Genomic DNA, 22123 nt, shown 5'->3' on the forward strand with positions numbered 1-22123 from the left:
CGTCGAGGACGTCCAGGTCATCGGCCAGGGGGAGAGCCGCGCCGCGGTCGTACTTTCGGGTGATCTGGGCGGGCCGGTCCTTTCGTACCATCAGCGGGTGAACTCCGCGCTCCGCTCGTTGTGGGACGAACCCCGGCCGTCCGATCCGCCGTCACGCGTGTGGCGTGACTGGGCGCTGCTCGGTGTGCTCGGGGCCGCCGTGGTGCTCGAGGGCCTGTTCCGGCCGGACATGCCGTGGCGGGCCCTGTCCGTGCTCGTCGTCGCCGTGCTGGTGCCGACGTTGCTGTGGCGCCGGACCCGGCCGTTCCCGATGTTCCTGGCCTCGTTCGGCACCACCTCCGTCCTCATGCTGCTGACCGGCGGTGCCGCCCCGTCGGCGTATGCGCTGGCCGGGCTGCTGCTCCTGCCGTACTCCCTGGCGAGGTGGGGATCCGGGCGCGAGATCGTGCTCGGGCTGGGGATCGTGCTGCCCGGGACCGGCTTGTCGGTCGCCCTCGGGCAGAAGAGCGTCGCCGACGCGGTCGGCGGGCTGGTCGTGCTGTTCGCGACCGTCACGCTGGCCGCGGCGGTCCGGTACCGGGCCCGCGCGCGGCTGCGGGAGCTGGACCAGGCCAAGCTGCTCGAGCGGGAACGGCTGGCCCGGGACCTGCACGACACGGTCGCCCACCACGTCTCGGCGATGGCGATCCGCGCGCAGGCCGGCCTGGCGATGATGCCGTCGCGGCCGGAAGCCGCGGCCGACGCGCTGCGGCTGATCGAAGCCGAAGCGGCGCGCGCCCTCGACGAGATGCGCGCCATGGTCCGCGTCCTGCGCCGCGACGAGCCGGCCGACCTCGCACCGAACCCGCGGATCGCCGATCTGGAGAAGCTGATGAGCCGGGCCCGCCCGTCCGTCGACGTGACGGTCGCCGGTGACGTCGACGACCTCCCGCCGTCGATCGGCAGCGCGATCTACCGCCTCGCCCAGGAATCGGTCACGAACGCCCGGCGTCACGCCCGGCACGTCACCCGGATCGAGGTCCGGGTCACCGCCGACGCCACGTCGGTGCGGCTGCGCGTGAGCGATGACGGAGAGCCCGGCCTGGTGCGCCCGGCGGCGTCCTCGGGCTACGGGCTGGCCGGGATGATCGAGCGGGCCGGCCTGCTCGGCGGGACCTGCGAAGCGGGCCCGAACCCGGGGCGCGGCTGGACCGTGACCGCCGTCCTGCCCCGGGGCGGGGCGGCGGCATGAGCATCCGCGTGCTCGTCGCCGACGACCAGGAAATCGTCCGCACCGGCCTGACCATGCTGCTCGACAGCCAACCGGGGATCGAGGTCGTCGGCGAGGCCGCGGACGGCGAGGCGGCCGTGGAGCTGGCGCGGCGGCTGCGCCCCGACGTGTGCCTGTTCGACATTCGCATGCCCGGCACCGACGGCATCGAGGCCACCCGCCGGCTGGCCGGCCCCGGCGTCGAGAACCCCCTGGCCGTCGTCGTCATCACCACGTTCGACCTCGACGAGTACGTCTACGCGGCGTTGCGGGCGGGCGCGCGCGGGTTCCTGCTCAAGAACGCGGGCGCCCCGCTGCTCGCCCAGGCCGTCCACGCCGCCGCGACCGGCGACGCCCTGATCGCGCCCAGTGTCACCGCGCGGCTGCTCGAGGCCTTCGCGGGCACCGGATCCGGCGCGCCGAGCCAGCCCGTCGAACCCTTCACCGACCGCGAAGAACAGGTCCTGCTCAGCGTGGCGCGCGGGCGGACCAACCGCGAGATCACCGAGGAGCTCTACATCACGCTGAGCACGGTCAAGACCCACGTCGCGAGCCTGATGGCGAAGCTCGGCGCCCGCAACCGCGTCGAGATCGCCATCTGGGCCCACGAAACCCGCCGCGTCCGCACCGCGGCACCGGGAGCGGCACCGGCGCCGGCGCCGCGCCGAAAGTACTAGAGCGGGGCGGTACTTAAGGCCGGTCGAGGTCCGGCCCTTCTGCCGATGAGCCGGAGGCCGTCGGCCGTCATGCTGGGCGAACACGTCCACGCATGACCTCCGAGAGGGGCTTTTCCTTGCCGCACAACAAAAGACCGGAGTGGCTGCTTCCGGCGGGACTGCTTCTGCTCAGCGCGGTGCCGGTGGCCGCCGGATCCGCGCGCGTGGCCGAGCTGGCGGGCGGCGCGCGGGTCACCGCCGACAACGCGCGGTTCTTCGCCATGCCGGTGCCCGTCGTGCTGCACATCTTCGGCGCGACCGTCTTCTGTGTCCTGGGGGCGTTCCAGTTCGTGCCGGCGCTGCGCCGGCGCCGGCCTCGCTGGCACCGGGTCGCGGGGCGGCTGCTGGTGCCCTGCGGGCTTGCCGCGGCGCTGTCAGGTCTGTGGATGACGCTGTTCTACGACCTTCCGCCGGGCGACGGTGACCTCCTCACCGTGTTCCGGCTGTTCTTCGGCACGGCGATGGCCGTGTCGATCGTCCTGGCCACGCTCGCGATCCGCCGGCGCGACGTTCGCCGGCACCGGGTCTGGATGACCCGCGGGTACGCGATCGGGCTGGGCGCGGGGACCCAGGTGCTCACGCACGTCCCGTGGACCCTGCTGGTGGGCGTGCCCGGCGAGGTCACCCGGGCGATGCTGATGGCGGCGGGCTGGGTGCTCAACCTCGTCGTGGCCGAATGGGCCCTGCGCCGGCGGCCGCCGGTCCGCGCGGCCGCCGAGCCGGCGGTGCCGCTCGGCTGAGGTCGAGGCGGCTCGGTGTGAGCGGCGTCACCGATCAGGAATCCGCCGCCGGGTCGTCGGTTTCGGTAGCCCCTCGCCCCGGTGGAAGGATCGACGACCATGACCGACGCCAGACCGCTGGGCGCCGACGAGGCCGCGTTCATCGCGGCGGCCGGCTCAGGTGACCCGGCGCGGTTCGCGCTGATCACCGAGCGCCACCGGCGTGAGCTGCAGGTGCACTGCTACCGGATGCTCGCGAACTACGAGGACGCCCAGGACCTGACGCAGGAGACGTTCCTGCGGGCGTGGCACAAGCGGGAGTCGTTCCAGGGCCACGCCGCGCTGCGGACCTGGCTGTACCGGATCGCGACGAACGCCTGCCTCGACTTCCTGGAAAAGCGCAACGACCGCACCCCCCGGCCGGCCGAGGTGCCGGGCGAGGTCTGGGAGGTGCCGCACCTGCAGCCCTACCCCGACCGGATGCTCCCCGAGGACCCGCAGGAAGCGGTGGTGGCGCGGGAGACGGTCGAGCTGGCGTTCATCGTCGCCGTCCAGCACCTGCCGCCGCGGCAGCGGGCGGTGTTCGTCCTGCGCGACGTCGAAGGCTGGCCGGCGTCGAAGACCGCCGACGCGCTCGGGCTGACCGTCGCCTCGGTGACCAGCGCCCTGCAGCGGGCGCGCGTGACGATGCGGGAGCAGCTGCCCGGCCGCCGCCTCGACTGGCGCAGCCCCGCCACCCACGAGCTGTCGGACGACGAGCGCGGCGTGGTGAAGTCGTACATCGACGCCCATGAGCGCAACGACCTCGACGCGTTGAGCTCCCTGCTGCGCGACGAACTGCGGTTCGCGATGCTGCCCGACCCGGGCGCCGTGACGATCGGGGCCCAGGAGGCGGTGGACGGCTGGGTCTCCGGAGGGCTTTTCCAGCACGGCTACGAGGACTGGCGCGGTATCCCCACGACCGTCAACCGCATGCCGGCCGCCGTGCTGTACCGCCGCGTCCCCGGCGACCCGGAGTACCGGCTGTTCGCCGTCGCGGTCCTGCACGTCGTCGACGGGAAGATCGCCGAGCTCACCGGGTTCGACGCCACCGGCCGGCCGTGGCTGGGCCTGTCCCCGACGCTGTGACCGGGCACCGTGCCCCGCCGCCGTCGCCGGCGGGGCACGGCGAGCTCACCGTCTCGTCTCGTACCGGGTCAGCACCACGCCGCCGGGGAACGTCCGCGTCTCCACCAGGTCCAGCTGCACCCGGTGGTCCAGCGCGGTGAAGAACGGCGTGCCGCCGCCCGCCACGACCGGGTAGGTGGCCAGGGCGTACTCGTCGATCAGCCCGGCCCGCATGGCCGCCCCGGCGAGCGTGGCCCCGCCGATGCGCATCGGGCCGCCGTCCCCGGCCTTGAGCCGGGTGATCTCCGCGACGGCGTCGCCGGTGACCAGACGGGTGTTCCAGCCGATCTCCCCGGGCGTCGACGAGAACACCACCTTCGGCGTGTCCCGCCAGTTCCGCGCGAACTCGGCCTGCGCCGGCGTGGCGTCGGGCTGCTGGTCGCCGGTCGGCCAGTAGGAGCTCATCGTCTCCCACAGCTTGCGCCCGTACAGCGTCAGTTCACTCGCCCGCTCCTGGTCGAGCCACCACTGGAACAGCTCATCACTCGGCGGCCCGCCCCAGCCGATGTCATCCCCGGGCGCGGCGATGTAGCCGTCCAGGGTCACGTTCATGCCGAAGATCAGGTTCCGCATCGTGGCAGCCTCTCGTGAGTCGGTCTCACCGGTACAGACGGTCGCGGCGCGGGAACCTGATCGGTGCGGTCGATCGGACGGCGTGCCGGGCCGGGATCAGCACCGCTCGAGCAGGACGACGTGGACGGTGTCGCCGGCTTCTTTACCGATGGCTTTGCGGGTTTCCGCCTTGATGCCGAGCTTGTGCGTGCCGTCGCCGAGCGGCATGAAGGAGGCTCGGAACGGATGCCCGTCGATGGTGCCGCGGACCTTGACCAGCCCACGGGTTCCGAAGAACGCCGCCGACCGCGGCCAGACCACATAGGTCCAGCCGCCCTTCTCCGGCCTTTTCCGCAGTGTCTCGGTGAACTCCTCGGGCACGGTGGCCACTTCCTCTCAGTGCGTGTCACCCGAGACGTAGAAGCCGGCTCCGCCGCCTCGACACTCAGGATAGTGACCTGGGTCACATCGGAGTGCTGGGGTGCCACGATCAGACGTCCCGGCGGGTGACGCACAGGGTCGCCGCGGTGATCGTGACGGCGAGGTACGTCAGGCAGACCAGCGTCGCGAAGCCGGCGGACGGCCACTCCGGGTCGTGGAAAGTGGTCCAGGTCAGGCCCTCTCCGGCGACGCCGGGTGCCCAGCGGACGAGGGCGGGGGAGTTCGAAATTCCCTTCAGGACGATGACGCTGAGGAACAGCAGCCCGACCACGACGGCGGTCGCGCCCGCGGTGTGCCGGACGATCATGCCGATCGCGGCTCCGAGCAGGGCAACCGTGCCGATGTAGAAGCCTTGGCCGAGCACGGCGCGCAGCACGTTCGGGTCGCCGAGGCCGACGTCGAGGTGCCGGGCGGCGAGGGCGGCCTGCCCGGTGAAGAAGGTGAGGAAGGCGAGCAGTTCCCCGGCCACGGCCGCGATCGCGCCGATGACGAGCAGCTTGGCGGCCACGACCCGGCCGCGTCGCGGGGTGGCGGCGAAGGTGGCGCGGATCGTGCCCGTGCCGTACTCCGCGGTGACGGCGAGGACGCCCAGCAGCCCGAAGGCGAACTGGGCCGGCTGGAAGCCGGTGAAGGTGCCGAACACGGGGTCGAACTCCGTGCGCGCCCGTGGTCCCCAAGTGTCCCAGGACCGGACGGCGGAGCGTGCTTGGAACACGGCGAGGGACAGCGTTGCGGCCGCCGCGACGGCCAGGATGAGCGGTGTCGAGCGCAGTGAGCGGAGCTTCGTCCACTCGGCTGCCAGCAGGCCGCGGCCGGGCGGGAACGGGCTCATCGGGCGTCCTCTCGGTGGGACCGGCCGCGGTACTGCAGGCCCGGGTCGGTGATCCGGCGGAAGACGTCTTCGAGCGACGGCGGGCGCGGGGTCAGTTCGAGCAGGGGGATGCCGTGGGCGGCGGCGATCGCGGCGACGTCTCCGGGGGCGAGCCCGGCGACCGCGAGGCCGTGCCGTGGTTCGGCGGTCACGCTGGCGCCGCGCGCGGTGAACAACGCCGCGAGTGGTGTCTCCGCCGCGGTGCGGACCAGCACGTCGCCGCCTCCGGCGTGGTGCACCAGATCCGCCATGGACGAGTCCGACAGGAGCCGGCCGCGGCCGAGGATCAGGACGTGGTCGGCGGTCAGCTGCAGTTCGCTGATCAGGTGGCTGGAGATCAGCACGGTGCGGCCTTCGCCGGCCATCGACCGGAGCAGCCCGCGGATCCAGTGCACGCCCTCGGGATCGAGGCCGTTGACCGGCTCGTCGAAGATCAGGATCCCGGGGTCGCCGAGCAGCGCGGCGGCGATGCCCAGCCGCTGTTTCATGCCGAGGGAGAAACCACCGACGCGCCGGTGGCCGACGTCGGCGAGGCCGGTGATCGTCAGGACTTCGGTGACGCGGCCGGCGGGGATGTCGTTGGTCTGGGCGAGCCAGCGGAGGTGGTCGCGAGCGCGGCGGCCACCGTGCAGGGCGGTCGCGTCGAGCAGGGCTCCGATCTGCCGCAGCGGCCGCTCGAGCGCCCGGTACGGCCGGCCGTCGACCAGGACCCGGCCGCCGGTCGGTGCGTCCAGGCCGAGGATCAGCCGGATGGTGGTCGACTTGCCGGCGCCGTTGGGGCCGAGGAATCCGGTCACGCGACCGGGCTGGATGCGGAAGGTCAACCGGTCCACGGCTTTTCGCCGGCCGTAGGTTTTGGTCAGGTCGTCGGCTTCGATCATTCGGTCCTCCTGGGTCGTGCTGCCGGTTCACCGTGCCCGGCCGGGGTGGGTCCGGTCATCGCCGCCGGGGCGTGGGCCGCGCGGTGTATGCCTGGCGGCATAGGCCGGTTGACCGATGCGCGGGGATCCGGGGCCTGGCTACGGTCGGGCGATGACCACCGAGGTGCGCACGCCGCCGTTCGCGCGGTGGCGGCCGGGGCATTGGACCCTGCTCGACTGCGCGGCCGCCTTCGTCGTCGCTACCTTCTGGGCCGCACCCTTGGTCAGCGGCCGAGGGGACGGGCCGCCGGAGGCGCGCTGGCACGCCATGGCCGGGTTGCTCGGCGCGGCGGCCCTGGCCGTGCCGCTCGCGATGCGCCGCCGGTGGCCGCTGGGGGCGTTCGTGGTGGCGGTCCCGGCCTTCGGGCTGGCACTGGCGACGTCGGTCGTGCCGGTGGTCCCGCTCGGGTCGGTGCCGATGGCCGCGGTCGCGTACTCGCTGGCGGCCCAGGAATCTCGCCGGGTCGCGTACGCCGCGCTCGGGACGATCGCGGTTCTCGTCGCCGTGGCGACGAGTGTCCGGAGTGGACAGTGGTCGTGGCCGGCGGTGACGGTGCTGCTGCCCGGGGCGGTGGTGATCCTGGGCTGGACGATCGGCGTGCTGGTCGCGCAGCGCCGCGCGTATGCCGAAGCGCTGCGCGTGCAGCGGGAGCGCGACACCGACAGCCGGGTGCGCCTCGCCGTGACCGATGAACGGCTGCAGATCGCGCGGGAGCTGCACGACGTCGTGGCGCACAGCATGAGCGTGATCACGATCCAGGCCGACATGGGTCGCCTGGTGCTGGACCGCAAGCCCGCCGTCGCCGGCGCCGCGCTCGGCGTGATCGAGACGACCGGCCGGGCGGCCTTGACCGAACTGCGCCGGATGCTGGGTGTCCTCCGCGAAGACGACAGCGCCCCCGGCGCCCTCGAGCCGGCACCCGGGCTGGCCGCGCTGGACGGCCTCGTCGCGCGCACCGCGGCGGCCGGTGTCCGGGTGGAGGTCATGGTGCGGGGCACGCCGCGAGCGCTGCCGGCGGGGATCGATCTGTCCGCTTACCGGATCGTGCAGGAGGCGTTGACCAACGTCGTCAAGCACGCCGCCGTTCCCGGCTGCCGGCTCGCGATCACGTACGAGGCTGACGCCGTGGCCTTGGTGATCACCGACCACGGCCGCGGCGGCCCACCGCGACCAGGCGGCCACGGGCTGGTCGGCATGCGGGAGCGGGCCCTGCTCTGCGGCGGCGAATTCGGCGCGGGGCCGGTGCCGGGCGGCGGCTACGAAGTCACGGCGCGGCTGCCGGACCGGGACGGCCGATGACCCGGGTGCTCATCGCCGACGACCAAGCGCTCGTGCGGGCCGGGTTCCGCGAGATCGTCGGCTCGGCCGGCGACCTCGACGTGGTCGCCGAAGCCGCCACCGGCGCCGAGGCGGTTCTGCTGGCACCGCGCGCACGGCCGGACGTCGTGGTGATGGACATCCGCATGCCGGTCATGGACGGCATCGAGGCGACCCGGCGGATCACCGCGACGGTGCCGGGCAGCCGCGTGCTGGTGCTCACGACGTTCGACCTCGACGAGTACGTGTTCGGGGCGTTGCACGCGGGCGCGGTGGGATTCCTGCTCAAGGACACCCCATCGGCGGACCTGCTGGCCGCGATCCGCACGATCGCGGCCGGCGACGCGTTGCTCGCACCGGGGGTGACGCGCCGGCTGATCGCCGAGTTCGTCGCCCGCTCCCCGGCACCGCGGGCCCAGCCCGGGCCGTCCGTGCCATTGTCCGCGCCGCTGCCCGCCGCGATCACGGCCCGCGAACGCGAGGTGCTCGTCCTGGTCGCCGAGGGGCTCTCGAACGCGGAAATCGGGCAGCGGCTGCACATCACCGCCGGAACCGCCAAGACCCACGTCGCCCACCTGCTGCTCAAGCTGGCCGCCCGCGACCGTGTGCAGCTGGTGATCGTCGCTTACCAGGCCGGCCTGGTCACGCCCTGAAGCCCGGGATCGGCGGGTCCGCCGGCCCGGCGCCCGGATCGCGTCGAGCGGTACCGGGCGCTGGATCGGTTCCGGCTTCTTGATCGGCGAAATCGTTCGGGAGGACGCGGTCAGCCTCGAACGCCAGAGTCAGCGCTGAATCAACTGATCCACAACTCCTGACAATTGCTCGCGCCGGAGTTCCTCGACCGGCGTGACGTGAGCGGCTCCGGAACGGATCGAAGGCGGAGATCCGGCCGTCGCGTTCCGGACTGACGAACGTGACCAACGGTCGGGTCCATCGGCCCGGCGCCCGGATTACTTCGCAAGAGAGTCATCCGCTTGCCGACGTCTGGACAGGCTCAGGGGCCGCCCCGGACAATGGATGGGGGAGGTGGGGGGAGTGCCGCGTCGTGAGCAGCCGCTGCGGCTGGGGGACGAGTCGGTGCTGGCTTTCGCGGCGGATCTTCGCGCCCTGCGGGCCAAGGCGGGCAATCCGGCGTACCGCGAGCTGGGCCGGCGGGTGCACTACTCGGCGGCGTCGCTGTCCGAGGCGGCCTCGGGGCGGAAGCTGCCCAGCCTGCCGGTGACGCTGGCCTACGTGCGAGGCTGCGAAGGCGACGTCGCCGCCTGGGAGCGGCGCTGGCGGCAGCTGGCGGACGAGCTGGCAAGCGAGCCGTCCGCGGCCGAGGCGGAGGGGCAGGAAGCGCCGTACATCGGGCTGAGTGCCTTCCGGCCGGAGCACGCGGCGACGTTCTTCGGGCGTACCCGGCTGATCGACGAGGTGCTGCAGCGGCTGGCCACGCACCGGCTGGTGGGCGTGTTCGGCCCCTCCGGCGCGGGCAAGTCCTCGCTGCTGCAGGCCGGCGTCATCCATCGGTGGCAGGAATCGGCGCGGAACGCCGTCCTGTGCACGCCCGGCGAGCACCCGTCCGCGCGGCTGGACGCGCTGCCACTCGAGGATGGCGAGACGCTGATCGTGGTGGACCAGTTCGAAGAGGTCTACACCCGCTGTCAGGACGCCGCCGAGCGGGAGGAGTTCATCCGCCGGCTGGTGGGTCTGGCCGACGACGCCGGCCGCCGGTGCCGCGTGCTGCTCGGCGTGCGGGCGGATTTCTACGGCCATTGCATGGATTCCCCCGAGCTGCTGGCGCACCTGCGGGACGCTCAGGCCGCGGTCGGCGCGATGACGGCCGAGGAACTGCGGGAGGTCATCGTCGAGCCGGCCGCCGGCAGCGGCGTGCGCGTGGAAAGCTCGCTGCTGACAACGCTGGTTGCTCAGGTCAGCGGGCACGCGGGCATGTTGCCGCTGCTGTCGCACGCGTTGCTGGAGACGTGGCGCCGACGGCGCGGCAACACGTTGACGCTGAGCGGTTTCGAGGCCGCGGGTGGCATCGAGGGTGCGCTGGCCAAGACCGCCGAGGATCTCTACGCCGCGTTCGCACCCGAGCAGCAACTGCTGGTGCGGCGGCTGTTCCTGCGGCTGACGGCAGTCCGGGACGACGTCGGCGACGTCACGGCCCGGGTCGACCTCGACGAGCTGGACAGCGACTCCGACGTGACGTTCGTGCTCGAACGACTGGCCGCGGCCCGGCTGGTCATGCTGGACAAGGGCTCGGTCGAGATGACGCACGAAACGCTGGTGCGATCGTGGCCGCGGCTGCGGGAGTGGCTGGCCGAGGACCGCGACGGCCGCCGCGTGCACCGGCAGCTCACCGAGGCGGCCAACACGTGGGAGTCGCTCGACCGCGACCCCGGCGCCCTCTACCGGGGCATCCGCCTGGACTCGGCCCGTGAGTGGGACAGCCGCACGAGCGAGCAGCTGACCGTGCGGGAACGGCAGTTCCTCGACGCCAGCCTCGCCGCCCGCGCCCAGGAACAGAGCCGCGAGCAGCGGCAGCGCCTCCGGCTGCGGCAGCTGGTGGCCGTGCTGTCCGTGCTGCTGGTCGTGGCCGTCACGGCCGGCGTGTACGCGTTCCGGTCCGAGTTCAGCGCCGCCCAGGACCGCAACATCGCCGTGTCCCAGCGGGTGGCGATCGAGGCATCGGCGGAGCGGGCCGCGAATCCGGGGCTGTCGGCCCAGCTCGCGCTGGCGGCGTACCGGATCTCGCCCACGCCGGAGGCCCGCAGTGCGTTGCTGAGCACGTTCGGTGCTCCCTACGCCATCCGGCTGCAGGGGCACCAAGCCGCCGTGGGCGGAGTGGCGTACTCCGCGGACGGCACCCTGATGGCCAGCGCCAGCATGGACAACACCATCCGGCTCTGGGACGTCCACCGGCCCCACCACGCCAAACCGGTGGCCACCCTGGCCGGGCACCTGGCCGGCGTGAACGGAGTCGTGTTCGGGCGAGGTGTGGTGGCCGGCGTGAGCTGGGACCACACCGTGCGGATCTGGGACATCGGCGATCCGGCCCACCCCGGCGACCCGATCACCCTGACCGGTCACAGCGACTGCGTCAACGCGGTGGCGATCACCCCCGACGGGAAGACGCTGGCCACCGGCAGCACCGATCACACCGTGCGGATCTGGGACCTGTCCGACCCGAAACACCCCGTCCCGTCGGGTGATCCGATCACCCAGCACACCGACACCGTGCTGTCCGTGGCGTTCCGCCGGGACGGCAAGCTGCTGGCCACCTCCAGCCGCGACCAGACGATCCGGTTGTGGGACATGACCGACCCCCGTCGCCCGGTGGCCGTGGGCGCCCCGCTGACCGGCCACGCCGGCGACGTCTCGTCGGTCGCGTTCAGCCCCGACGGGCGGTCCCTGGTCAGCGGCGGCGCGGACCAGACCCTGCGGCTCTGGGATGTCACGGATCCCGCTCACACCACCCAGATCACGTCGGCCTTCACCCGTGCGGCCGTGATCCGCGCGGTGGCTTTCGCCCCGGACGGGCGAACCGTGGCCGCCGCGAGCACCGATCAAGTGATCCGGCTGTGGACCGTCGGCAAGACCGAACTGGCCGAACTCGTCACGTTCACCGGGCACGCCGGCCCCGCCTTCTCCGCCACGTTCAGCCCGGACGGGCACACCCTGGCCACCGGCAGCGACGACCGCACCGTCCGGTTGTGGGACGTGGCCGGCACGTTGCTGGGCGGGCACACCAACGCCGTGTACCACGTGGCACTGTCCCCGGACGGCCAAGCCGTCGCGACCGCCGGTTACGACGGCACCGTCCTGGTGCGGCGAACCGCCGCCCCGGCGGAGCCGGCTGTCCTCGCCGCGCACCAGGGCCCGGTGAACTCCGTCGTGTTCGCGCCGGACAGCCGCACCATGGCATCGGCGTCGGCGGATCACACCGTGCGGTTCTGGGACACCCACGATCTGGGGCACATCACCCCACTCGGCCAGGCGCTGACCGGATTCACCGACGCGGTCAACACCGTGGCCTACAGCCGCGACGGCAAGCTGCTCGCGGCCGGGGGGAGCAACCGCGTCGTCGTGCTGCTGGACGTGAGCGATCCGCGGTCGCCGCACACCGTCGTGACGCTGCCGACGCCCGCCGCCGGCATCCAGGAACTCGCGTTCAGCCCGGACGGTCGCCGGCTCGCCGCCGCGGGAGACGACAGCCGGATCCGGATCTGGGACGTCACCGACCGCGCGCACCCGGTGGAGTCGCCGCAGCTGAGCGGCCACGAAAGCGATGTGAAGTCGGTGGCGTTCAGCCCGGACGGGCACTTCCTGGCCAGCGCCGGCCGTGACGCCGCGGTACGGCTGTGGGACCTCGACGATCCCCGCCACGAGATCCCGCCGATCGCGCACCCGGACGTCGTCTACTCCGTGGCGTTCAGCGGCGACGGCGCCGTACTGGCTTCCGCGGGCGCGGACGGGCGGGTGCGGTTGTGGGACGTCCACGACCGGGAGCACCCCACCGCACTGGCCGACCTGACCGGGCACACCGAGCGCGTGTACTCGGTGGCGTTCGGCCCCGACGGGCACACGCTCGCCAGCGCCGGCCAAGACCACACCGCCCGGTTGTGGGACATCGACCCCGATGCCGCCGCCGCCCGCGTCTGCGCGCTGGCCGACCCGCCGCTGGACCGCACCGACTGGGACCGCTACTTCCCCGGCATCGCGTACAACCCACCCTGCTGAGCGTGTTCGGCGATTGTCGTTCAGCCGGTTCAGAGCCTGCACTGAACAGAGCCGCGCCGGTATGACTTGATCGTCGAGAACGTGATCGGCTGTCAGTCCGGGGGGACCGGTGTGGGGGATGGGTGGGGCATGTCGCTGAAACAGCTGAGGTGCCGGGCCGGGTTGACGCAGGAGGCGCTGGCCGAGCGGTCGGGGGTGTCCGTCCGGACCATCCACGGCCTGGAGACCGGCACGCGCCGCAATCCGCGGCGGTCGTCGCTCCGGCAGCTGGCCGAGGCGCTGGCGTTGACGCCGCCCGAGCGCGAGCTGCTGCTGGAACCGGTCGGGCCCGGGCCGGTGGCCGGCTTCCGCCCGGTTCCGCGGCAGCTCCCGCCGGCACCGCGGGGGTTCGTCGGCCGCGACAGCGCGTTGGCCGAACTCGCCGACGATCTGCTGCTCGTGGTCGGCGCGGGCGGCATCGGCAAGACGGCGCTGGCCGTGCACTGGGCGTACCGGCAGCTCGACCGCTTTCCCGACGGGCAGCTGTTCGTCGACCTCCAGGGCTTCTGTCCCGCCAGCTCGCCGTTGGCGCCGTTGACGGTGGTGCGCGGCTTCCTCGACGCCCTCGGCGCCGACCGCGGCCGCGCCCGCAGCCTGGCCGACCACACCGGGCTGTACCGCAGCGTCGTCGCCGGCCGGCGAATGCTCGTCGTGCTCGACAACGCTGCCTCCGACGCCCAGGTCGAGCCCCTGCTGCCGGGATCGCCCAGCTGCACCACGGTGATCACCAGCCGCCGGAGCCTGCCCGCACTGACCACTCGCTACGGCGCTCACCACGTGCCGCTCACGGTGCTTTCCGACGACGATGCCCTGGCCCTGTTCGTGCGCCGTTGCGGAGAATCCCGCGTCGCCGCCGAACCCGCCTCCGTCGTCGGCGAGCTCATCACCGGCTGCGGCGGCTATCCCTTGGCGCTGGCCACCGTCGCCGGCCGCGTCCACCGGCATCCCGGCATTCCGCTGGCCGAGTTCGTCACCGAGCTCCGCGAGGTCGGTCTGGCCGCCTTGGACGCCGACGACCCCTCCGTCAGCCTGCCCGCCGCGCTTTCGTGGTCGGTGCGCGCTCTCACCGGGCCCCAGCGCCGGTTGTTCGGCCGGCTCGGCGTCGCCCCCGACCCCGACATCGGGCTCCCCGCCGCCGCCACCCTCGCGGGCGTGTCCATTCCGCAGGCCCGCCGCATGCTTCGCGAACTGGCCGAGGCGTCACTCGTGGCCCGGGGCGCCGGCGACCGCTATTCGATGCACGACCTCGTCCGTCGCTACGCCGTGCAGACCGCCGCCGAATCCGCCTGACTTGTGAAGAGGGGATCGATCTTGTGAAAAGCGTGGGAGTTCGTGCCGCCGCGGCACTGAGCCTGACTCTGCTCAGCGCGCTGGGCCTGACCCGGCCGGCGTCGGCCACGGAATGGACGGAATGGCACACGGATTCACCGAACTGCCGGTGGGTGTGGGTGCAGTCCACCGGGAGCAACTACTTCGTCGCCACGGAACTCGGTGGCGGGGACCGCAGGCTCCGTGCTCGAACCAGCCCCGACAACGTCGGCTCCTGGGAGAAGTTCTGGCTCCGCGGGGACGGTTACGACTACACCCTCGAGCCCGCCAACGAGAACCGGTACGTCTCGGCGGACATCGGCGGCGACGGCACGCTGTATGCGCACGCCGAGAGAGCGGATGCATGGGAGAAGTTCCACATCTTCACTTACGAGCGCGGCGGCGGCGGGATCGACAACGTGAACATCATGTCCGCGGCGAATAGCCGCTGGGTGTCGGCCGACATCGGGGGCGACGGCACCTTGCGAGCCCGGGCCACGGTCAACGACCGGTGGGAAGGCTTCCGAACCTATCTCGGGGATGTCATCTGGGATTGTTAGTGGTGTGACGAGGCGGTATCCGGCGGCCGCAAGGGATCGGCGCCGGCGTCCGGTGGGCAGTGCGCGCGACCGGTCACAGATGACCGGTTCATGACCTGGTACCACCAGGGTTCGAGCCCCACACTGGACGGAGTTCGCCGGAGAAATTTCTCGAAGAAGTGTCGTGGTCGAGAATCTCCGCAATACAGCAAAGCCGTGCAAAATCGCGCGCCCTCAACCGAAGGATCTGGGACATGAAGCGAGTACTCATCTCGATGCTGACCATCGCGTCGCTCGGAACCAGTCTCGGCGTGGCGGCCGCCGCGCCGGCGAGCGCGGCACCCGCGAACCATTGCAGTCTCGGAGTCCTCTGCATCGCCAGCGGGTTCAACTACACCGGCACCGGGATCAACGTGTGGAAATGCGGCGAGATCCGCAACATCGGCGCCGAATGGGGATCCGACCAGGTTCGCTCGTTCCAAAACAACCAGACCGGCCATGTCGTGGCGACCTTCTACAACTGGACCGGCTCAGAATGGGATCCGATCGGCTGGTCCAGGGCGGCCGAAAACGTTCCCTACGCCCCGGAGGCGTTCTACTCCGTCCCCGGCGGTGTCGATGGGGTCAAGCCCTGCTGAGTGATCTCCGATGGCTCAGCCGGAGACAGCGAGCACGTGTTTTCCCATGGCGCCGCCGCGTTCGAAGGCCTGGTGCGCGGCGGCGACGTCGGTCAGCGGGTACACGCTGTGCACGACCGGGCGCAGTGCGCCGGAGGTGACATGGCCGGCCGTGTCGTCGAGCACGGCCGAGCCGGGGTTGGCGCTGAACGTGCGGATGCGCCGGGAACCGTGGATGGCCGAGGCCGCGATCGCGGCCAGTGCGGGCGCCGACAGCCCGACGGTGACCATCCGCCCGCCCTTGGCCAGCCGGCCGCGGTAGCAGTTCAGCTCGGAGCCGACCGTGTCGACGATGACGTCGAACGGCCCGATCTCCTCCGAGGTGGTGGTGCCGTAGTCGAGGACCTCGTCGGCTCCCAGATCGCGCAGGGCCGCGGCGTGGCGGGCGCGGGCCAGCGCGGTGACCTGACCGCCCATCGCGTGGGCCAGCTGCACGGCCGCGGTGCCGACCCCGCCCGCGGCGCCGCGGACCAGGACCCGCTCGCCGTCGCGCAGCCCGACGCTCTCGCGCAACGCGAGCAACGCGGTGCTGCCCGCCACCACCAGGGACGCCGCTTCGATCGACGAGACACCCGCGGGAGCGAGACCGACGCGATCGGCGGCGACCACGACGTACTCGGCCGCCGCCGCGGTCGTGTGCCGCTGCCGCGGGTGCACCGTGCCCCACACCCGGTCCCCGGCACGGAAACCCGCCACGCCGGCGCCGGTCTTGACGACGACACCGGCGAAGTCCAGGCCGGCCCCGATCGGGAACTTCCGGCCCGACACCATCTTCAGCCCGCCGGCGCGGACGATCGTGTCGTGTCCGTTGACGCTGGACGCCTCGACCGCCACCAGGACTTCGCCGGCACCGGGCGTGGGGGTGTCGGTTTCGGTGACCCGCAGGACGTCCGGCGTTCCGAAGCTCGTGATCTGGGCGGCCTTCATGGCGTATTTCCTTCCGTGACCGGCTGGTACGACACCGATCCTGGGCCCCGGGAGCGTCAGCTCGGTCGTTCCCCTTTTCCTGGGTTCGCCGGACCCACCCTCGCCCGCCACGTCCTCGGCATACTGGGCCGATGACCGACGACTCCCGCCGCGCGCTCGCCGACTTCCTGCGGACCCGGCGAACCCGCCTCCGGCCGCAGGACGTCGGCCTCGAACCCGGTCCGCGGCGGCGCGTCGCCGGGCTGCGCCGCGAAGAACTGGCCCTGCTGGCCGGCGTCAGCTCGGACTACTACCAGCGCATGGAGCAGGGCCGCGACGTGCGGCCCTCCGACCAGGTGCTCGACGCCATCGCCGGCGCGTTGAACTTCTCCGCCGAGGAAACCCGGCACCTGCACAGCCTCGCGGCCGCCGCGCGCACCCCGGCCCGCTCCGCCCGCGCGTACCCGCCGGAGGAGGTGCCGGAGACCACGCTGCGGTTGCTGCGCGCGACGACCTCGCCCGCCCTGGTCGTCGGGCGCTTCCTGGACCTGCTGGCCTGGAACCCGCTGGCCGGCGCACTGCTCGGCGCGTCCACCGAGCTGCCCCGGGCCGAGCGGAACCTGCTCGCGCTGCTGCTGCACCCGGAGGCCGACCGGACGTGCCCGGAGCGGGCGGCCACCGTCGCCGAACTGACCGCGATGCTGCGGGCCCAGGTCGCCGCCGAGCCGGGGCACCCGCGCGCGGTCGAACTGGTGGGGGAGCTGGCGGTACGCAGCACGGAGTTCGCGACGCTGTGGGCCCGCCACGACGTCGAGGACACCACCCGTGGCCGGATGCGCGTCGAGCACCCGCTGGTCGGCGAGCTGAACCTGGACTGGGACGCCTACCCGATGCCGGGTGCCCCCGGGCCCGTGCTCATCGTCTACACCGCCGAGCCGGGCGGCCCGGACCACGAACGGCTTCAGCTGCTGAGCGGCCTGCTCGACGCACCCGGCAAACCGGCGACCGCCGGCTGAGCGGGTGCTCGGCTCACGCTCGCGCTCGGTGGGCGATCTCCGCCGGATCCGGGGGAGTGGTCGGGTAGACCTCGGCGTCGAAGAACCGGGCGAACGGCAGGGTCGCCAGCGTCTCCGCGACTTCCGCCTCATCGGCGGCGACGACCTCGACGAACGTCGCCCGCCGGGCGGGGGAGACGTAGTGGGCGCCGATTCGCCCCTGTGAGCGCAGCACCTCCAGCTGCTTCTGCTCGTCCTCTCGCAGCGCGGCGAATTCCGCGAAGTCGGTGTCGTCGCGGAGGGTCGCGAACACCATGAATGTGGGCGTCGCGGCGGTGTTCGGGGTGGCCATGGCCGGTCCTTTCGAAGGGTGATCCGTGGCGTCGCCACGGGTGATGTCAGCTGATGACATCACCGTACCACAGCGATGTCATCAGCTGACATCACTCGGCGAGTTCGCGGACGAGCGCCCTAAACTCGCCGGATGGGACGATGGGAGCCGGGAGCCGGTGGCCGGCTGCGCGAGGCCGCGCTGAACCTGTACCTCGAACGCGGCTTCGACCAGACCATGGTCAACGACATCGCCGAACGGGCCGGCGTGAGCGCCCGCACCTTCTTCCGCCACTTCGCCGACAAGCGCGAGGTCCTCTTCGACGCGGCGGCCGAGGTGGAGGAGAAGTCGCTGGCCGCGCTGGAGGGGGCGCCCGCCGCGGCGTCGGCGCTGGATCTCGTCGCCGCCGCGCTCGAGGCGGTGGCCGATATCGTCGGACGCGACCGTGAGCTCGCCCGGATCCGGCACACGGTGATCATGGCCAACGCCGATCTCCGGGAACGCGAATTGATCAAGCATGCCCAGCTGACGGCCGCACTCGCCGACGGGCTTCGCCGGCGGGGTGTCGGCGACGCCGAGGCCGAGCTGGCCGCCGAAACCGGCTCCGCGGTGTACCGGGTCGCCTTCCGGTGCTGGGTCGACGACGGCGACCTGGACCTGCGCGAGGCCATCGACCAGTCGTTCGCCCGGCTTCGCACGCTGACCGCGGCGGACTGATCCCCGTGCTCGGCAGGGCCGGCCGGAATTGCTGTCCATTGGCCAATTAGAGTGTTGATTAGGTGATGTTGACCTTTGCCCGGCCGGTGACTTTTACGTTGCTTTTACCCGGGCGACCATTCATCCGCTCCGAGGCACCGTTCGGCGACTTCGGGATGCCGCCCCGACGGGCCCGTCCATACACTCGAATCCAGGGCGAGTGTGTGTGGGGGGAAATGGAGCACTCACGACTGGTCGTCCATCGCACGGTGCTCGCGGTGGATATCGAAGGTTACGGTAACCAGGGCAGGACCACGCCGCACCGGCTCGTGGTACGCCAAGGGCTCGACCTCGCGCTACGGCGGGCCTTCAAGGAAGCCGGGGTGCCGTGGTTCGATTGCCGGCACGAGAGCACCGGCGATGGAACCCTCGTGCTCGTGCCGGCGCAGGTCCTCAAAGGACCGTTCGTCGAGGTTCTTTCCGTGGCCCTCGCCAGGGAGCTCGAGCAGCACAATGAAACGCACCGGGCCGAGGAGCGGATCCGGCTGAGAATGGCGCTCCACGCCGGAGAAGTCGCCTATGATGACCAAGGAGCGACCGGTCCCGCGATCAATCAGACATTTCGCCTGATTGAAGCTCCTCAGCTCAAGATCGCTTTGGCCGAATCGCCGGGAACGCTCGCGCTGATCACTTCGACGTGGTTCTTCGACGAAGTCGTCCGCAGCAGCACCATTGTGGACTCCTCGACGTTCCGGCCGGTGCGCGTGGCCGTGAAGGAGACCGCGACCGTCGGCTGGATCAGCCTGCCGGATCACCCGTACCCGCCGAACACCGGGGAGCTCGTCCCAGCGGAACCGGAGCAACCGCCGCGGCGGCCGGAAGCGGCGCCTTGCCCACCCGCGGTGAGCGGCCGCTCCACGCTCCCTCGTGACCTCCCCGCGTTCACCGGCCGTGCTCAGGAGCTGGCCGAGCTCACCGCGACGGTGTCCACCGCCGCGGGTCAGGGCACCCTGGGGATGGCCGTCCACGTCGTGGACGGCATGCCGGGCATCGGGAAGACGACGTTCGCGGTCCGCGCCGCCTACCGGCTCGCCGGCTATTTCCCCGACGGCCAGGTCTTCCTCGAACTGCACGGCCACAGTCCCGGCCAAGCACCCGTGGACCCCGGTGATGCCCTGGCGTCGCTGCTGATGCTCCGCGGCGTTCCCGCGATCGACATTCCCGCCGGCCTGGACGATCGGGCCCGGTTGTGGCGGGAGAAGCTGGCCGGGCGGAAGATCCTGCTGCTGCTCGACGACGCCGTCGGTGACGAGCAGGTCCGGCCGCTGCTGCCCGGCAGTCCCGGCAGCCTCGTGCTGGTCACCAGCCGGCGGCGGCTCGAGTCCGTCGCCGACGCCGGCCCGGTCTCGTTGCAGACCCTCCCGCCTCCGGACGCCGCGGCGATGTTCCAGCGCTACACCGGGGCGCATCGGCACGATCCCCGAGCCGTGGCCGAGCTGATGGCGATGTGCGGGTACCTGCCGCTGGCCATCACGCTCACGGCCGGCCGGCTGCGCAACCACCCCTGCTGGACGCCCGAGCAGCTGGCCGACGACCTCCGGCGCTCCCGCAACCGGATCACGATGTTCCGCGCGGGCAGCCGGACCGTGGCCGCGGCGTTCGACCTCTCCTACCGGGACTTGAGCCCGGACGAGAAACGACTCTTCCGCCGGCTCGCCCTGCACCCCGGCACCCGGATCGAGGTGCACGCGGCGGCGGCGCTCGACGGCGAAGATCCGGAAGCGACTTGTGAACGTCTCGATGCGCTGTACCTCAACCACCTGCTGGAAGAAGTGGCGCCCGGTCGCTATCGCCTCCACGATCTGACCCGGGCCTACAGCCTCACCCTGAGCAGCGAAGACGGTGACGACAAAGCCTTCGAACGCCTGCTCGACCACTACCTCTACGCCGTCCGGTCGGCGACGCGCTTCGTCGCCACCCGCGGCCCGCGCCCGCAGATCGCCGCCGAGCCGCCGGTGGGGACGCACGAATTCGAGTCGAAGGGCGAGGCGATCGCCTGGTTGAGCGCGGAACGCGCCAACCTCGGTGCCTGCATCACCTACGCCGCGGTCCACGGCCACCTGCACCGGGCCGCAGAACTCGCGGGCGCGCTCCACCCGTATCTCGAGCAGCACGGCTACTGGCACGACGCCCACCGGATCGACCAGACCGTGCTGGCCGCGGAACTGGCGGCGGGCAACCTCACGGACGAAGCGGCCACCCGCGCGGACCTGGGCCGGGTGCAGAGCCTGCTCGGCGACTATCCCGCGGCGGTCGAGCACCTGATCCGCGCACAGGACCTGTGTGCCGGATCGGGCGACCGGCTCGGCGAAGCCGCGGCGCTGACCGAAATCGGGTTCGCTCGAATGGAGCTCTCCGAGTACCCGGAAGCGATCGAGTACCTCACCCGTGCCCGCACGCTCTACGAAAAGCTGGAGAATCCGTTCGGGGTCGCCGGCGCACTCGGCCGCCTCGCGAGCGTGCAGTTCCGGCTCGGCCGGCATGACGCCGCCCGAGCCGATGGCCGGCGGGCTCTTGCGCTGTACACCGAGCTCGGCAACAGGCTCGGTGAAGCCTTGAGCCTGCTCTGCATCGGCTGTACCTACGGTGTCTGCGGCGACTACGCGAGCGCGATCGACACCTTCGGCCAAGTGCTTTCCCTGTCCCGGGAGCTGGGTGACCGGTACACGGAAGCCAGGGCGCTGAACAACCTCGGCCGGATGTACTTCGAGTGCGGTGACTACGGAATGGCCGACAGTTGCTACAGCAGCGCCCAGCTCATCTACAGCCGGCTGGACAGCCGGACCCGGGAAGCGGTGGCCCTGAACAACCTCGGCCGGCTGCACCACGCGGGCGGCAACTTCAGGCTGTCGCTCAGGTACCTGGAGCGCGCCCGGGTCCTGTTCGGTGACGACCGGGCCTGGCAGGCCGAGAACCTCAACAATCTCGGCGGCCTGGCCCTGGCCTGGCCCGAAGCGGGTGACCCCGGCGAGTTCTACCGGCAAGCCCTCGGCCGGTCGAGAGCCATCGGGCTCCGCCTGCAGGAAGGACGGGCGCTCGAAGGGCTCGGCCGATGTTCGTTGAGAGCCGTGGACGTCGCGGACGGCGTCGCCCGGCTGCGGGAGGCATTGGTCGTGTTCGACGAACTGAAGGCTCCGGAGGCGAAGGCCGTGAGGGCTGCGCTCGCGCATTTTGTCGGCGGGTAGCGCACGGGCCCCGCGCGGACGGCCCGGCCGGGATCCAGCGACCGGGCCGTCCGAACAGGACCGCCGAAGCGGGTACTCAGACCTAGTGGTCGTTGAGGTAGTAGTGGGTGCTCGCGTGCTGGTAGTCCGGACCCAGGAAGACCGTGACGCCGATGTTCACGTGTTCCGGAAGGTCGTGCGTGCCGCCATCCGAAGCCCTGGCCGTGGCACAAGATCCCAGGCCATTGGAGGAGACGAGGTGGTAACGGACGTCGTATTGGCCTGAACTCGACTGGACGGCGACATCGGCCCGGGCCGAGAGTCCGTCGGCCGCCGAGTCACAGACGGACACGACGTCGCCGTTCTCTTCAACGTAGACGGTGCCCCCCTTGGCGGCGTCCGTGGTTTTCCACGTGTGGTCCCAGCTGCCGCCGGGAGGGTCCACGGTGGCCGACGCCGACGTCGCGGTCATGAGTGTGCCGCCGGCGACGAAAGCGGTCGTCGCGACCAAGGCCGCGATCTTGTTGCGCATTGTGTGACTCCCATTCTCACACTCGCACGGAGAAATCCGAGCGAGCTGTCTTTGATTCATTTTTCGTCCACGCACCGCGTCGGACGGCTTTTCCGGTGGGGGGTCAGGGCTTCTCGAAGTGCTGGTAGTCGATCGGGGTGTCCCAGGAGCCGCCCCAGGTCCAGCCGCGGGAGACGAAGGCCCGCTCGGTGACGT

At 71.8% G+C, this 22123-nt stretch carries 21 protein-coding genes; 13 read left to right on the top strand and 8 right to left on the bottom strand.

Annotated elements, in window-relative coordinates; translation table 11 throughout:
- The first annotated feature begins 97 nt into the window (after positions 1-97).
- The 4 genes from AB0M30_RS39705 to AB0M30_RS39720 all read left to right on the top strand — a co-directional run bounded on the left by AB0M30_RS39705 (position 98) and on the right by AB0M30_RS39720 (position 3812).
- Complete coding sequence (locus AB0M30_RS39705; protein WP_364595356.1) at positions 98-1231, top strand: sensor histidine kinase; 1134 nt, start codon at positions 98-100, stop codon at positions 1229-1231.
- The gene (locus AB0M30_RS39710) at positions 1228-1926 is read left to right on the top strand and encodes a response regulator transcription factor (protein WP_364595359.1); all 699 of its coding nucleotides are present in this window, start codon (positions 1228-1230) and stop codon (positions 1924-1926) included. Before AB0M30_RS39705 ends, AB0M30_RS39710 begins: the two co-directional genes overlap by 4 nt.
- 92 nt (positions 1927-2018) lie before the next feature.
- Positions 2019-2705, top strand: a complete 687-nt coding sequence (locus AB0M30_RS39715) for a DUF2306 domain-containing protein (RefSeq protein WP_364595362.1) — start codon at positions 2019-2021, stop codon at positions 2703-2705.
- A gap of 99 nt (positions 2706-2804) precedes the next feature.
- Entirely contained in the window at positions 2805-3812 is a 1008-nt protein-coding gene (locus AB0M30_RS39720; protein WP_364595365.1) for an RNA polymerase subunit sigma-70, read from the top strand.
- Positions 3813-3857: 45 nt separating this feature from the next.
- Here AB0M30_RS39720 and AB0M30_RS39725 read toward each other — a convergent pair whose 3' ends face one another.
- The 4 genes from AB0M30_RS39725 to AB0M30_RS39740 form a co-directional block, all read right to left on the bottom strand.
- Positions 3858-4424, bottom strand: coding sequence for a dihydrofolate reductase family protein (locus AB0M30_RS39725; protein ID WP_364595367.1), 567 nt, complete (start codon positions 4422-4424; stop codon positions 3858-3860).
- Positions 4425-4520: 96 nt separating this feature from the next.
- Positions 4521-4784: a DUF1905 domain-containing protein gene (locus AB0M30_RS39730; protein WP_364595370.1), complete on the bottom strand. Its 264-nt coding sequence runs from the start codon at positions 4782-4784 to the stop codon at positions 4521-4523.
- Positions 4785-4893: 109 nt separating this feature from the next.
- A complete protein-coding gene (locus AB0M30_RS39735) occupies positions 4894-5676 on the bottom strand; it encodes an ABC transporter permease (RefSeq protein ID WP_364595373.1) in 783 nt (260 codons plus the stop codon).
- Positions 5673-6596: an ATP-binding cassette domain-containing protein gene (locus AB0M30_RS39740; RefSeq protein WP_364595376.1), complete on the bottom strand. Its 924-nt coding sequence runs from the start codon at positions 6594-6596 to the stop codon at positions 5673-5675. Before AB0M30_RS39740 ends, AB0M30_RS39735 begins: the two co-directional genes overlap by 4 nt.
- A gap of 151 nt (positions 6597-6747) precedes the next feature.
- Between AB0M30_RS39740 and AB0M30_RS39745 the strand changes: the two genes are divergently transcribed.
- The 6 genes from AB0M30_RS39745 to AB0M30_RS39770 all read left to right on the top strand — a co-directional run bounded on the left by AB0M30_RS39745 (position 6748) and on the right by AB0M30_RS39770 (position 15205).
- Complete coding sequence (locus AB0M30_RS39745; RefSeq protein WP_364595379.1) at positions 6748-7935, top strand: histidine kinase; 1188 nt, start codon at positions 6748-6750, stop codon at positions 7933-7935.
- Positions 7932-8606, top strand: a complete 675-nt coding sequence (locus AB0M30_RS39750; protein ID WP_364595382.1) for a response regulator transcription factor — start codon at positions 7932-7934, stop codon at positions 8604-8606. The genes AB0M30_RS39745 and AB0M30_RS39750 overlap by 4 nt, the downstream gene beginning before the upstream one ends.
- A gap of 382 nt (positions 8607-8988) precedes the next feature.
- Positions 8989-12681 carry a hypothetical protein gene (locus tag AB0M30_RS39755; protein WP_364595385.1) on the top strand — a complete coding sequence of 1231 codons (3693 nt, stop codon included), beginning with the start codon at positions 8989-8991 and terminating at the stop codon, positions 12679-12681.
- A gap of 129 nt (positions 12682-12810) precedes the next feature.
- Positions 12811-14010: a helix-turn-helix domain-containing protein gene (locus AB0M30_RS39760; protein ID WP_364595388.1), complete on the top strand. Its 1200-nt coding sequence runs from the start codon at positions 12811-12813 to the stop codon at positions 14008-14010.
- A 32-nt stretch (positions 14011-14042) separates the two neighbouring features.
- Positions 14043-14588 carry a hypothetical protein gene (locus tag AB0M30_RS39765; protein WP_364595391.1) on the top strand — a complete coding sequence of 182 codons (546 nt, stop codon included), beginning with the start codon at positions 14043-14045 and terminating at the stop codon, positions 14586-14588.
- 233 nt (positions 14589-14821) lie between these two features.
- Entirely contained in the window at positions 14822-15205 is a 384-nt protein-coding gene (locus tag AB0M30_RS39770) for a hypothetical protein (protein ID WP_364595394.1), read from the top strand.
- 15 nt (positions 15206-15220) lie between these two features.
- Here AB0M30_RS39770 and AB0M30_RS39775 read toward each other — a convergent pair whose 3' ends face one another.
- On the bottom strand, positions 15221-16171 hold the full coding sequence (locus tag AB0M30_RS39775; protein WP_364595397.1) for an NADP-dependent oxidoreductase: 951 nt from the start codon (positions 16169-16171) through the stop codon (positions 15221-15223).
- A gap of 131 nt (positions 16172-16302) precedes the next feature.
- Here AB0M30_RS39775 and AB0M30_RS39780 point away from each other — a divergent pair, with 131 nt between their 5' ends.
- Entirely contained in the window at positions 16303-17166 is an 864-nt protein-coding gene (locus tag AB0M30_RS39780) for a helix-turn-helix transcriptional regulator (RefSeq protein WP_364595400.1), read from the top strand.
- 13 nt (positions 17167-17179) lie between these two features.
- Here the strand turns inward: AB0M30_RS39780 and AB0M30_RS39785 are convergent, their stop codons facing one another.
- Positions 17180-17497 carry a muconolactone Delta-isomerase family protein gene (locus AB0M30_RS39785; protein ID WP_364595403.1) on the bottom strand — a complete coding sequence of 106 codons (318 nt, stop codon included), beginning with the start codon at positions 17495-17497 and terminating at the stop codon, positions 17180-17182.
- 132 nt (positions 17498-17629) lie between these two features.
- On the opposite strand from AB0M30_RS39785, the gene AB0M30_RS39790 reads away from it, so the two are divergent.
- On the top strand, positions 17630-18193 hold the full coding sequence (locus AB0M30_RS39790) for a TetR family transcriptional regulator (RefSeq protein ID WP_364595406.1): 564 nt from the start codon (positions 17630-17632) through the stop codon (positions 18191-18193).
- Positions 18194-18258: 65 nt separating this feature from the next.
- Complete coding sequence (locus AB0M30_RS39795) at positions 18259-21417, top strand: tetratricopeptide repeat protein (protein WP_364595415.1); 3159 nt, start codon at positions 18259-18261, stop codon at positions 21415-21417.
- Between the two features lie 82 nt (positions 21418-21499).
- Here the strand turns inward: AB0M30_RS39795 and AB0M30_RS39800 are convergent, their stop codons facing one another.
- Both AB0M30_RS39800 and AB0M30_RS39805 read right to left on the bottom strand, forming a co-directional pair.
- Positions 21500-21928, bottom strand: coding sequence for a hypothetical protein (locus tag AB0M30_RS39800; RefSeq protein ID WP_364595409.1), 429 nt, complete (start codon positions 21926-21928; stop codon positions 21500-21502).
- A gap of 103 nt (positions 21929-22031) precedes the next feature.
- On the bottom strand, positions 22032-22123 hold a 92-nt coding region (locus tag AB0M30_RS39805), incomplete at its 5' end, for a M15 family metallopeptidase (protein WP_364595418.1).

Origin of the sequence: Amycolatopsis sp. NPDC051716 (assembly GCF_040681595.1) — a bacterium.
GTDB lineage: Bacteria > Actinomycetota > Actinomycetes > Mycobacteriales > Pseudonocardiaceae > Amycolatopsis.

What these genes read in the sequence shown, in the direction of transcription:
- AB0M30_RS39710 (WP_364595359.1), top strand. Translation starts at nt 1,228, where the DNA reads ATGAGCATCCGCGTGCTCGTCGCCGACGACCAGGAAATCGTCCGCACC.
- AB0M30_RS39715 (WP_364595362.1), top strand. Translation starts at nt 2,019, where the DNA reads ATGACCTCCGAGAGGGGCTTTTCCTTGCCGCACAACAAAAGACCGGAG.
- AB0M30_RS39720 (WP_364595365.1), top strand. Translation starts at nt 2,805, where the DNA reads ATGACCGACGCCAGACCGCTGGGCGCCGACGAGGCCGCGTTCATCGCG.
- AB0M30_RS39725 (WP_364595367.1), bottom strand. Translation starts at nt 4,424, where the DNA reads ATGCGGAACCTGATCTTCGGCATGAACGTGACCCTGGACGGCTACATC.
- AB0M30_RS39735 (WP_364595373.1), bottom strand. Translation starts at nt 5,676, where the DNA reads ATGAGCCCGTTCCCGCCCGGCCGCGGCCTGCTGGCAGCCGAGTGGACG.
- AB0M30_RS39740 (WP_364595376.1), bottom strand. Translation starts at nt 6,596, where the DNA reads ATGATCGAAGCCGACGACCTGACCAAAACCTACGGCCGGCGAAAAGCC.
- AB0M30_RS39745 (WP_364595379.1), top strand. Translation starts at nt 6,748, where the DNA reads ATGACCACCGAGGTGCGCACGCCGCCGTTCGCGCGGTGGCGGCCGGGG.
- AB0M30_RS39750 (WP_364595382.1), top strand. Translation starts at nt 7,932, where the DNA reads ATGACCCGGGTGCTCATCGCCGACGACCAAGCGCTCGTGCGGGCCGGG.
- AB0M30_RS39760 (WP_364595388.1), top strand. Translation starts at nt 12,811, where the DNA reads ATGTCGCTGAAACAGCTGAGGTGCCGGGCCGGGTTGACGCAGGAGGCG.
- AB0M30_RS39770 (WP_364595394.1), top strand. Translation starts at nt 14,822, where the DNA reads ATGAAGCGAGTACTCATCTCGATGCTGACCATCGCGTCGCTCGGAACC.
- AB0M30_RS39775 (WP_364595397.1), bottom strand. Translation starts at nt 16,171, where the DNA reads ATGAAGGCCGCCCAGATCACGAGCTTCGGAACGCCGGACGTCCTGCGG.
- AB0M30_RS39780 (WP_364595400.1), top strand. Translation starts at nt 16,303, where the DNA reads ATGACCGACGACTCCCGCCGCGCGCTCGCCGACTTCCTGCGGACCCGG.
- AB0M30_RS39785 (WP_364595403.1), bottom strand. Translation starts at nt 17,497, where the DNA reads ATGGCCACCCCGAACACCGCCGCGACGCCCACATTCATGGTGTTCGCG.
- AB0M30_RS39790 (WP_364595406.1), top strand. Translation starts at nt 17,630, where the DNA reads ATGGGACGATGGGAGCCGGGAGCCGGTGGCCGGCTGCGCGAGGCCGCG.
- AB0M30_RS39795 (WP_364595415.1), top strand. Translation starts at nt 18,259, where the DNA reads ATGTTGACCTTTGCCCGGCCGGTGACTTTTACGTTGCTTTTACCCGGG.
- AB0M30_RS39800 (WP_364595409.1), bottom strand. Translation starts at nt 21,928, where the DNA reads ATGCGCAACAAGATCGCGGCCTTGGTCGCGACGACCGCTTTCGTCGCC.